Raw genomic sequence first — 10,205 nt, 5'->3', positions numbered from 1 at the left:
GTCCCGGTGTCCAGGAGGGCGTCGAGGAGCTTCTGCTGCGCGCCGGGCAGCGCGAGCGAGGCGGCGTCGCAGCCCTCGCCGCTGGTGCCGCGCCCGAAGAGACCGGCGCGGTCCCCGAGGACCGCGACGACGAGGTCGGCGTCGCGGGCCAGGTCCACGGCCGGGGTGAACGCGTCGCCCGCGGGCGCGTCCACGGCGTCGAGTCCGTGCGCCACCACGATCTCGCTGTCCGGGAACTCGGCGGTCAACGCCTCACGCACCGTGGGCAGTTCGATGCCCAGCGGTGTGCCGGGCGTGCGGCTGCCGACGTGGACGGGGAACGAATAGCAGCCCAGGACGGCGGTGGGTGTGTCGGCCAGCGGTCCGATCAGCGCGATGCGGGCGGGTGCGGCCGGGGCGAGCGGGAGCGTGCCGTCGTTCGCGAGGAGGACGACGGACTCCTCGGCGACCCGGCGGGCCAGAGCGCGGTTGCCGACGGTGTCGAGGTCGACCGTGCCCCGCACGTCGTCCGTGCCGGCGTCCTCGAGGGCCGGCGGGGTCGGGTCCCACTGCGCGTCCAGGAGGCCCAGTTCGGCCTTCTGCGTGAGGACACGGCGTGCGGCGCGGTCCACGAGGTGCTCGGACACGTGCCCGTCGGCGATCGCCTTGCGCAGCGGCTCGCCGAACGCCTTGACGGTCGGCAGCTCCACGTCCACGCCCGCGGCCAGCGCCGCCGCGGCGGCCTCGCCGAGCGAACCGGCCACCGCGTGCAGCGTGTGCAGGAACGCGATGCCGAAGTAGTCGGCGACGACAGTCCCCTCGAATCCCCAGGTGTCGCGGAGCAGTTCGGTCAGCAGGCGCTCGTCGGCGGCGGACGGGATGCCGTCGGTGTCGGTGTACGCGTGCATGACGGACCGGGCGCCGCTCTCGCGCACGGCCATCTCGAAGGGCGGCAGGACGACGTCGGCGAACTCGCGCGGCCCCATGGAGACGGGCGCCAGGTTCCGTCCGGCCCGGGAGGCCGCGTAGCCCGCGAAGTGCTTGAGCGTGGCGACGACCCCGGCGGACTCGAGACCTTGGATGTACGCGGTGGCGACGGTGCCCACCAGGTACGGGTCCTCGCCGATGGTCTCCTCGACGCGGCCCCAGCGGGCGTCGCGCACGACGTCGAGGACGGGCGCGAGACCCTGGTGGACGCCCACCGCGCGCAGGTCGCGGCCGATCGCCGCGGCCATCTCCCGGACCAGTCGGGGGTCGAAGGAGGCTCCCCAGGCCAGCGGCACCGGGTAGGCGGTCGCGCCCCAGGCGGCGAAGCCGGCGAGACACTCCTCGTGGGCGAGGGCCGGGATGCCGAAGCGGTTCGCGTCGGCGATCCGGCGCTGCGCGCGGGCCAGCGAGAGGGCGCCGAGCGCCGGGTCGACGGGCGCGGTGCCGAAGGGGCGGGTGAGCTGGCCGAGGCCGAGGGGGAGCAGCGCGTCGAGGTCGACGGCCTCCTCCATCTCGTGCTGGTGCGGGGCGACGCCGCCGCCCTCCGCCGAGGCGCCCACCCAGACGCCGAAGAGCTGGGCGATCTTCTCGTCGAGGGACATCACGGCGAGCAGGGCGTCGGCGCGGTCCGCGGGGGCGGCGCCGGGGTCGCGCCACAGCGGGGCGGGGGACGACGGGTCGGGCCGTGCGGCGGTTCGGGGCATGTGCTCGGTCACTTTCCTCCGACTCCCATCAGCCCCTGGACCAGGGCACGACGGGCGAACAGGTAGACGATCAGGATGGGGAGCATGGACAGCACGACCGCGGAGAGCAGGCCGGGGATGTCGACGCCGTGTTCGGTCTGGAAGTCGTAGAGCCCCATGGTGATGACCTTGGAGTCCGCGGACTGGGTGAGGACCAGGGGGAACAGGAAGCCGTTCCAGGCCTGCAGCGCCGCGTAGACGGTGATGGTCGACAGGCCGCTGCGGGACAGGGGCAGGACGAGACGGAAGAACATCCGGGTGGGGGAGGCGCCGTCCATCGTCATCGCCTCGTACAGCTCCGGGGTGATGTCGCGCATCGCGCCGGTGAGGATGAGCGTGCAGACGGGCATCGCGAAGGCGGCCGTCGGCAGGATGACCCCGATGAGGTTGTCGTAGAGGCCGGCCTCGCTGATCACGTAGAACATGGGCACGATGACGGCCTGCGCGGGGATCGCGAGGCCGAGCAGGAACAGACGGAACACCCCGCCGGTCAGCCGCCCGGTGCCGCGCACGATGGTGTAGGCGAGCGGGGGCACGAGCAGCAGGATGATGCCGACGACGCAGAGCGTGACGACCATGGTGTTGAGGAAGTACTGCCCGAAGCCGCTGTTGAAGTTGTCGGCGTAGTTGTCGAGCGTGAGGTGGTCCGGCAGACCGAGGGGGCCGCTCGCGCCGTAGTCGGCGCGTGACTGGAAGGTGGCCACCAGCATCACGTAGAGCGGGAGTCCGACCAGGAAGAGCCAGATCAGGGAGCCGAACCCGGCGAGGATGTTGGGGCGTTCGCGGCGACGGCCGGCCGGTGCCTTGAGGAGTGTCACAGGCCCTCCATCTGACTGCGCATCTTGTCGTAGCCGGACAGCCGCACCATGACCAGCGAGATGACGGTGGCCACGATGACGAGCAGCAGTCCGATCGCGGAGGCGGAGCCGTAGTCGAAGCTCTTGAAGGCCTTCTGGTACATGTAGTACGCACTGATGGTGGTGTCGGTGCCGGGGCCGCCCTGGGTGAGGATCAGGACGGTGTCGAAGGTGGTGAGGCCGCCGGCGACCATGAGGATCGTCGAGGTGATGATGCTGTTGCGCAGCTGCGGCAGGGTGATGTGGAAGAACTGCCGGACCGTGCCGGCGCCGTCGATCTGCGCCGCCTGGTAGAGGACGGCAGGCACCGCGCGTGCGGCGCCCTGGTAGATGAGCGTGTGCAGCGGCGTGTACTGCCAGGTGCTGACGAAGACGAGGACGGCGATGGCGGAGGTCTGGTGGCCGAACAGGTTGCCGTCGCCGAACAGCCAGGTCGCCTCGGCCGGTACGCCGAAGTTCGGGTCGAGGACCGCGCGCCACAGGATGGAGACGGCGGCGGCCGACAGCAGCAGCGGCACGAAGTAGACGGCGGAGAGGACGGCCCGGTTGCGCTGGTGTCCCGCGGCCCAGACGCCGAGCAGCAGGCTGAGCGGTGTCTGGACCGCGACGCCGAGCACGGTGAGCAGGAGGCTCAGCCACAGGCTCTGGAGCAGCACCGGGTCGTCGAAGAGCCTGCGCCAGTTGTCGAGGCCGACGAACTGCGGGTCGGTCAGACCGTTCCAGCTGGCGAACGAGAGCACGGCGACGAGGACGAGCGGGACGATCGCGAAGAGGCCGAAGAAGACCGCGGCGGGCGTCGCCCAGACGACGCCGGGGCGGCCGACCCCGGTACCGCCGCGGGTGCCGGACGGGGAGGCGGGGGTGTGCGGTCGGGTCATGAGGTGGGCAGCGCCTGCATCGCCGCGACGAAGCCGTCCTGGTCGAGCCGGCCGTTGAAGAATTCCTGGATCGCCTGGTACATGGCGGTGGCCGCGGACTGCGGGTAGGCCTGGTCCCAGGAGAGCTGGAAGGCGGGCGCCTTCTTGACGAGGTCGTACTGGAACCGGGCGTAGTCGGGGCTCGCCGCCTCGTCCAGGTGGTCGGCGGTGTTGGTGGTGGTCGGCAGGTTGCCGATGCCCAGGTGGGCCTTCACGAACTGGTCCGAGTACTGCAGCTCGAGGAACTCGGCGACGGCGTCGGGGTACTTCGTCTTCTTCAGGACGGAGTAGAAGTTGTTGGTGTTGCCGACGAGGTCGGCGGGGTCGCCCTTGCCGCCGGAGACGGTCGGGAAGGCGCTGTAGCCGAGGTTCTTCTCCGCGAAGCCCGGGTGGGCCTCCTGCTGCGTCGAGTACTCCCAGGACCCCATGAGCTCGAAGCCGGCCTTGTCCGTGGCGAGCAGGGTGGGGGAGCCCTGGTCGGTGAACTTCACGGAGTCGAAGTTCGTGCCGAAGGCCCCCGCCTTCACCAGGTCCTGGATCATGCCCAGCGCCTTCTTGCTGTCGGCGCTCTCCCAGGCGGACTTGTCGCCGCCGACGGCCTTCGTGAACAGGTCGGGGCCGGCGATCCGGTCGTAGAGGTACTCGAACCACATGAGGGTGGGCCAGCGGTCGCCGCCGCCCAGGGCGATGGGCGTGACGCCGTCGGCCTTCAGCTTCCTGACCGCGTTCAGCAGGTCGTCCCAGGTCTCGGGCGGCTTCACGCCCGCCTCGGCGAGGACCTTCTTGTTGTGGAAGAGCAGGACCGGCTGCGTGCCGCGCATGGGGATGCCGTACGGCTTGCCGTCGACGACCGCGCTGTTGAACACCGACGGCAGGAACTTCGACTTGAGGCCCGGGTCCTTGGCGATGAAGTCGTCCAGCGGCAGCAGCAGACCGGCGTCGACGAACTGCTTGATGCTGCCGCCGCCCCAGTTGTAGAAGACGTCCGGAGCCTGCTTGCTGCTGATGACGGTCTGCAGCTTGGCCTGGTAGTCGGCGCCGGGGATGGTGTCGAGGACCGCCTTCACCTTCGACTTCTTGTTGAAGGTGGCGATGAGCTGCTTCTCCACCTTGTTGGCCGCGTCGCCGTACACCAGTACGTGGATCTTGCCGTCGTCCGAGCCCGCCGAGCCCGAGCCGCCGCAGCCGGCCAGGGCGAGCAGCAGGGTCATCGCGACACCGCCGGTGACAGCAGTTCTCGGCAACCGTCCGCGCAGAGTCATGGTCCCGCCTTTCGAAACTCTTTCGGCCCCAGCGCCGAAAGTTCACAGGTCGGGACGCTAGGTGGAGGGGCAGGGGCGGTCAATACCGGGTCTGTCAGTTATCAAAGCGTTACGGCCGGGGCCGAGTTGGTCGTGCCTTATGCTCCTCACCATGCGAGATGACGAGAAGTTGGGCCGGATCACCCTGGCCCAGGTGGCTCACGAGGCGGGCGTCTCTGTTTCGACAGTTTCGAAAGTCCTCAACGGCCGGCAGGACGTCGCGGCGCCCACGCGGGTGAGGGTCGAGCGGCTCCTCGACGAGCACGCGTACCGGCGCACCACGAGCGCCTCCCGCGAGGCCCCCCTCATCGAGCTGGTCTTCCACGAGCTGGAGAGCGTCTGGGCGCTCGAACTGATCCGCGGGGTCGAGAAGGCGGCCAAGGCGGGCGGCGCCAGCGTCGTCCTCACCGAGAGCGGCACCCGCCAGGCGCCGGGCCCCGAGTGGATCGAGGGCGTCCTGCAGCGCCGCCCGCGGGGCGTGGTCCTGGTCTTCTCGGCGCTCCCGGCCGAGGTCAAGCAGCGGCTGCGCTCGCGCTCCATCCCGTTCGTCATCATCGACCCGGCCGGCGACCCCGAGCCGGACGTGCCGTCGGTCGGCTCCGCGAACTGGAACGGCGGCCTGGTCGCCACCCGCCATCTCGTCCAGCTCGGGCACCGCCGCATCGGGATCATCACCGGCCCCGACGACATGCTCTGCTCGCTGGCCCGGCTCGACGGCTACCGCTCCGCGCTCAGCATGGCCGGTGTGCCCGTCGACCCGGACCTCGTGCGGTACGGCGACTTCCATGTCGAAGGGGGCCGCGAGCGGGCCCTGGAACTGCTCGATCTGCGCGATCCGCCGACCGCGATCTTCGCGGGCAGCGACCTCCAGGCGCTCGGCGTCGTCGAGGCGGCGCGCCTGCGGGACCTGCGCGTCCCGGCCGATCTCTCCGTCGTCGGGTACGACGACGTGCCGCTCGCGCAGTGGGTGAGCCCGGCGCTCACCACGGTGCACCAGCCGCTGCGGCAGATGGCCGAGGAGGCCGTGCAGATGCTGGTCAGGCTGCGGCTCCAGGAGCCGGTGACGACCCGGCTCGAACTCGCGACGAGCCTGGTCGTGCGGGAGAGCACCGCCGTGCCGGGTGGCTGAGGGCTCGAAAAACTGTCGGGGCGGATCGCGGTTCAGTCCAGGTCGGACAGGTCGAGCACGAACCGGTGGCGGACGTCGTTGCGCGCCAGGCGCTCCAGGGCCGTGTTCACCTGTGAGGACGGCAGCACCTCGATGTCGGCCGTGAGGGCGTGCTCGGCGCAGAAGCGGAGCAGTTCCGCCGTGGAGGCGCGGCCGCCGCTGCCCGCCGAGCTCAGCTTCTTGCGGCCGATCAGGAGGTCCATAGCCTGCACGTCGACCTGCCCGAGATGGCCGAGGAGGACGAGCGTCCCGTCCAGGGCGACCGTGCGCAGGTACGGCGCCGGATCGTGCGGCGCGGAGACGGTGTCGAGCACGACGTCGAACCGGTCCCGCACACCCTCCACCGCGTCCGGGTCCGTGGACACGACGAAGCCCTCGGCCCCGAGGGCGCGCGCCTCGGCGGCCTTGTCCGGGGTACGGCTGATCACGGAGGTACGGGCGCCGAGCGCCGCGGACAGCTTGACGGCGAGGTGGCCGAGCCCGCCGAGTCCGGCCACGGCGACCGTGCTGCCCGGGCCCACGCCCAGCGCGCGCAGGGGCTCCCAGACGGTCACGCCCGCGCAGAGCAGCGGAGCCGCCGCCGCCGGGTCGAGGGCCGCGGGCAGGGCGTAGGCGAACGTCTCGCGGACGACGTACTCGCGCGCGTAGGCGCCCAGGGTCGTGGTCCCGTCCTGCCGGTCCTTTCCGCCGTAGGTCAGGGTCGGGAAGGCGCGGCAGAAGTTCTCCTGGCCCGCGGTGCACATCGGGCAGGTGCCGCACGCGTCCACGATGTTGCCCACGGCCACGGCGTCGCCCGGGGCGAACCCTGCCACGGCGCCGCCCACTTCGGTGACGGTGCCGGTGAACTCGTGGCCCGGTACGAGGGCGTCGCCGGCCTCGCCCGTGTGCGCACGGACGGCGTGCAGGTCGCTGTGGCACACGCCGCAGTAGTCGACGCGCACGGCGATGTCGTCGGGGCGCAGCGCGCGGCGCCGGAGCCCGGTGCGCCGCAGCGTGCCGGTCGTGGGGTCGGCCTGCCATCCGGTGGTGACGCGCATGTCATCTCTCCTCGTCCTCGGGCGGATCTCCGCCCGCTCAAGACAGACTGTTCGGTCTGTTTGAGTGTAGGCACGGTTCCGTCCGGCAGACAAACCTGTCTGTCTGTTACCGTGAGCGCCATGTCTGACCTGCCGACCAGCGCGCGGGGTGCGGCGACGTACCGGCGCATCGTCGATGCCGCCACCCAGGAGTTCGCCGCGTACGGCATCGCCGGGGCCCGCATCGAGCGGATCATCGCCGCCGCACGGACCAACAAGGCCCAGCTGTACGGGTACTTCGGGAACAAGGAGCAGCTCTTCGACGCGATCTTCTTCGCGTCGTTGGAGCGCATCACCGACGTCGTGCCGATCGACGCCGACGATCTGGCCGCGTGGGCGGTCCGGCTCTACGACGAGTACCTGGCCCGCCCCGACCTCATCCGGCTCGCGACGTGGGCCCGTCTGGAGAGGCGCCCGACGGGGCATCTCGTCGGTGACCACGAGCGCTACGACGACCACAAGCTCGGCGCGATCGCCGCTGCCCAGGCTGCCGGGCGGATCCGGCAGGGCGACCCGTTCGACATCATGGCCCTGGTGATCGCGATGTCCATGGCCTGGTCGCCGGTGAGCAACGTCTACGCGGCCACCGCCGAGGAGCCGGACCAGGTGCACGAACAGCGCCGCACGCTGCTCCGGGACAGCGTCCGGCGCGCCGTCGCCGCGTGACGGGCGAGCGCCCCGAGCGGTCTGCCGCCCCGCACCCGCTCCCTCGGCCGCAGGGCCCGCGGACCTGTTACGAGGCTCCGCCGGCGGCTGCCGCGGCGCGGATCCGGGCCGAGAGCGCGGCGGCGTCCTCCGTGTAGCCGGTCAGCAGCAGGCGCCGCCCGGTGCGCGGGCGGATGACGGTGCGGGTGTCCCAGCCCATGAGGCGCCCGAGGGCGTTGTCCTGACCGCGTTCGGCCACGCTGCGGATCTCGCTCCAGGGGAGTACCCGGGTCTCCCCGGTCCGCCGGTACGCCAGACCGTCCTCGCGCAGGACGAAGGTCTCCCCGTGACGCTGAAGGGTGCGCAGGCCGTTCGACATCCCGCCGTAGAGGCCGATGAGGGCGCCGCCCCACAGCAGTCCGGCCAGGGTCGCCGCGTCCTCGCCGTCGGAGAACACCGTGACCGTCACCGGGACCGCGGCGGCGGTCAGCGCGAGGCCGATCAGGAGCACGGTGACGGCCACGCGTCCGCGCCGCCCGTTGTCCGTCGGATGTGCGCTGATGAACGTGCCCAGAGCGCGCTCGGCTCCCGTGACCATGATCCCCCCGACCTTCCCCCGCGAGGCGGCCATTGTGCGGGACGCCCCGGTGGGGGACAAGGGTGCGTCAGATGTTGGCGTAACCCGGGATGGACGCCTTGATGCGCTCCAGTTCGCGGGCGTCCGAGACGCCCTGGATGTCGTGCCGGGGCGTGTACGGGGCCTCCAGGCGCCGGGCCTCCTCGTCGCTGAGCGTGAGATCCAGCGAGGCGACGGCGTCGTCGATCTGTCCGATCGTGCGCGCGCCGACGAGCGGGGCCGCCACGACCGGGTTGCGGCGCAGCCAGGCGAGCGCGACCTGGGCGCGGGGGACGCCGTGCGCGTCGGCGACGGCGCCGACCTCGTCGATGATCTGCCGGTCACTGTCGGCATTCGCCCGGTAGAGCAGGTCGGCGAAGCCGCCGTCGGTGGCGGCGCGCTCACCGGCGTTCGCCTGGTCGAAGGGGCGCGCGAGGCGGCCGCGGGCCAGCGGGCTCCAGACCATGGTCGCGACGCCCTCGTCGGCGCACAGGGGCAGCATCTCGCGCTCCTCTTCGCGCGCGAGGAGGTTGTAGTGGTCCTGCATGGTGACGAAGCGGGCCCAGCCGTGGCGCTCCTGGAGGTGGAGCGCCTTGGCGAACTGCCAGGCGTGCATCGAGGAGGCGCCCAGGTAGCGGGCCTTGCCCGCCTTCACCACGTCGTGGAGGGCCTCCAGGGTCTCCTCCAGCGGCGTCTCGTTGTCGAAGCGGTGGATCATGTAGACGTCGACGTGGTCCGTGCCGAGGCGGCGCAGGCTGGCGTCGATCTCGGACATGATCGCCTTGCGGGACAGACCCCCGCCGTTGGGGCGGCCGGGGCGCATGTCGTGCCGCACCTTGGTGGTGATGACGACGTCGTCGCGGTCGGCGAAGTCCTTCAGGGCCCGGCCGAGGATCTCCTCGCTGGATCCGTAGGAGTACATGTTGGCCGTGTCGAAGAAGTTGATGCCGGCCTCGAGGGCGTGCTTGATCAGCGGACGGCTGGACTCCTCGTCGAGGGACCAGACGGGGTGGCCCCGGTCGGGCTGTCCGTAGGTCATGGCGCCGATGGCGACGGGGGACACGTCGAGGCCGGTACGGCCGAGCTTGATGTAGCGCATGGGAAGGCTCCTACAATGGAGGACGCAACAAGCGGAGAACTCTCCGAATGACACTTCAGAAGCTAACGGAGAGTTCTCCGGATAGCAAACGGACGGATGTCCGCGGCAAGGCGGACGGATGTCCGCGGCGAGGAGGACCCCATGCCCGAGGCCGCGCCCCAGCGTGCCGACGCGCTGAAGAACCGGGAGCTGATCCTCCAGGTCGCCCACGAGGTGCTGGCGGAGTCCCCGAACGCCTCGCTGAACTCCATCGCCAAGCGCGCCGGTGTCGGCCCGGGCACGCTCTACCGGCACTTCCCGACCCGCGAGGCGCTGATCCTCGACGTGTACCGCCACGACATCGGACGCCTCGTCGAGTCCGTGCCGGGGCTGCTGGCCGCCCACGAACCGCTGGACGCGCTGCGCCGGTGGTTCACGGACCTCACCGGCTACGTGCGCATCAAGCACGGGCTGGGCGACGCGCTCAACTCCGCGGCGGCGCAGGAAGTGGTCAGCGCCTCCTGGCCGCCCGTGGGCGGCGCCGTCGGCCTGCTGCTCGACGCGTGCGAGAGCGCCGGCGAGATCCGGGCCGGCATCGACCCCGTGGACGTGGTCATGCTCCTGAGCTGCCTGTGGCGCACCCCGGCGACGCCGGAAGGCGCCGCGCAGGCCCGCCGCTTGATGGACCTCGCGATCCAGGGCTTCCGCCCCTGACGGCGGGCGGGACACGGCGGCCGGGAATTGCGTCGACAACCTCCCGCCGTGCGCGGCACAGTGGGTGCCCGTGACGAGCAGTGAACTGTGGACCCGCGCGACCGCCGACCGCTACGACGCCGAG

Annotated in this window: 10 protein-coding genes; 3 read left to right on the top strand and 7 right to left on the bottom strand. The window is 71.4% G+C overall.

Annotated features, from left to right (window positions below; genetic code table 11):
* From GTW43_RS02290 to GTW43_RS02275, 4 genes are all read right to left on the bottom strand, one after another.
* Positions 1-1,670 (bottom strand): glycoside hydrolase family 3 protein (locus GTW43_RS02290; protein ID WP_161299857.1); only part of this gene is annotated, 1,670 nt, incomplete at its 3' end.
* Between the two features lie 8 nt (positions 1,671-1,678).
* A complete protein-coding gene (locus GTW43_RS02285) occupies positions 1,679-2,527 on the bottom strand; it encodes a carbohydrate ABC transporter permease (protein ID WP_161299856.1) in 849 nt (282 codons plus the stop codon).
* On the bottom strand, positions 2,524-3,444 hold the full coding sequence (locus tag GTW43_RS02280; RefSeq protein WP_161299855.1) for a sugar ABC transporter permease: 921 nt from the start codon (positions 3,442-3,444) through the stop codon (positions 2,524-2,526). The genes GTW43_RS02285 and GTW43_RS02280 overlap by 4 nt, the downstream gene beginning before the upstream one ends.
* Positions 3,441-4,745, bottom strand: a complete 1,305-nt coding sequence (locus GTW43_RS02275) for an extracellular solute-binding protein (protein WP_161299854.1) — start codon at positions 4,743-4,745, stop codon at positions 3,441-3,443. Before GTW43_RS02275 ends, GTW43_RS02280 begins: the two co-directional genes overlap by 4 nt.
* Before the next feature lie 139 nt (positions 4,746-4,884).
* Here GTW43_RS02275 and GTW43_RS02270 point away from each other — a divergent pair, with 139 nt between their 5' ends.
* Positions 4,885-5,913, top strand: coding sequence for a LacI family DNA-binding transcriptional regulator (locus GTW43_RS02270; protein WP_161299853.1), 1,029 nt, complete (start codon positions 4,885-4,887; stop codon positions 5,911-5,913).
* 32 nt (positions 5,914-5,945) lie between these two features.
* On the opposite strand, the gene GTW43_RS02265 is transcribed toward GTW43_RS02270, so the two are convergent.
* Positions 5,946-6,989 (bottom strand): NAD(P)-dependent alcohol dehydrogenase, encoded by a 1,044-nt coding sequence (locus GTW43_RS02265; RefSeq protein WP_161299852.1) that lies wholly within the window; start codon positions 6,987-6,989, stop codon positions 5,946-5,948.
* Positions 6,990-7,109: 120 nt separating this feature from the next.
* On the opposite strand from GTW43_RS02265, the gene GTW43_RS02260 reads away from it, so the two are divergent.
* Positions 7,110-7,694 (top strand): TetR family transcriptional regulator, encoded by a 585-nt coding sequence (locus tag GTW43_RS02260; protein ID WP_161299851.1) that lies wholly within the window; start codon positions 7,110-7,112, stop codon positions 7,692-7,694.
* Between the two features lie 67 nt (positions 7,695-7,761).
* On the opposite strand, the gene GTW43_RS02255 is transcribed toward GTW43_RS02260, so the two are convergent.
* Together GTW43_RS02255 and GTW43_RS02250 are read right to left on the bottom strand one after the other, a co-directional pair.
* On the bottom strand, positions 7,762-8,271 hold the full coding sequence (locus GTW43_RS02255) for a PH domain-containing protein (protein WP_161299850.1): 510 nt from the start codon (positions 8,269-8,271) through the stop codon (positions 7,762-7,764).
* Positions 8,272-8,338: 67 nt separating this feature from the next.
* A complete protein-coding gene (locus GTW43_RS02250; RefSeq protein WP_161299849.1) occupies positions 8,339-9,388 on the bottom strand; it encodes an aldo/keto reductase in 1,050 nt (349 codons plus the stop codon).
* 141 nt (positions 9,389-9,529) lie between these two features.
* On the opposite strand from GTW43_RS02250, the gene GTW43_RS02245 reads away from it, so the two are divergent.
* Positions 9,530-10,081 carry a TetR/AcrR family transcriptional regulator gene (locus GTW43_RS02245; protein ID WP_161299848.1) on the top strand — a complete coding sequence of 184 codons (552 nt, stop codon included), beginning with the start codon at positions 9,530-9,532 and terminating at the stop codon, positions 10,079-10,081.
* The last annotated feature ends 124 nt before the right edge of the window (positions 10,082-10,205 follow it).

It is taken from the genome of Streptomyces sp. SID5785, assembly GCF_009870065.1.
GTDB lineage: Bacteria > Actinomycetota > Actinomycetes > Streptomycetales > Streptomycetaceae > Streptomyces.
This window is presented reverse-complemented; position numbering and strand designations above follow the sequence as displayed.

Coding starts and splice junctions, on each gene's coding strand:
- GTW43_RS02255 (WP_161299850.1), bottom strand. CDS start 8,271: ATGGTCACGGGAGCCGAGCGCGCTCTGGGCACGTTCATCAGCGCACAT.
- GTW43_RS02270 (WP_161299853.1), top strand. CDS start 4,885: ATGCTCCTCACCATGCGAGATGACGAGAAGTTGGGCCGGATCACCCTG.
- GTW43_RS02250 (WP_161299849.1), bottom strand. CDS start 9,388: ATGCGCTACATCAAGCTCGGCCGTACCGGCCTCGACGTGTCCCCCGTC.
- GTW43_RS02275 (WP_161299854.1), bottom strand. CDS start 4,745: ATGACTCTGCGCGGACGGTTGCCGAGAACTGCTGTCACCGGCGGTGTC.
- GTW43_RS02280 (WP_161299855.1), bottom strand. CDS start 3,444: ATGACCCGACCGCACACCCCCGCCTCCCCGTCCGGCACCCGCGGCGGT.
- GTW43_RS02265 (WP_161299852.1), bottom strand. CDS start 6,989: ATGCGCGTCACCACCGGATGGCAGGCCGACCCCACGACCGGCACGCTG.
- GTW43_RS02245 (WP_161299848.1), top strand. CDS start 9,530: ATGCCCGAGGCCGCGCCCCAGCGTGCCGACGCGCTGAAGAACCGGGAG.
- GTW43_RS02260 (WP_161299851.1), top strand. CDS start 7,110: ATGTCTGACCTGCCGACCAGCGCGCGGGGTGCGGCGACGTACCGGCGC.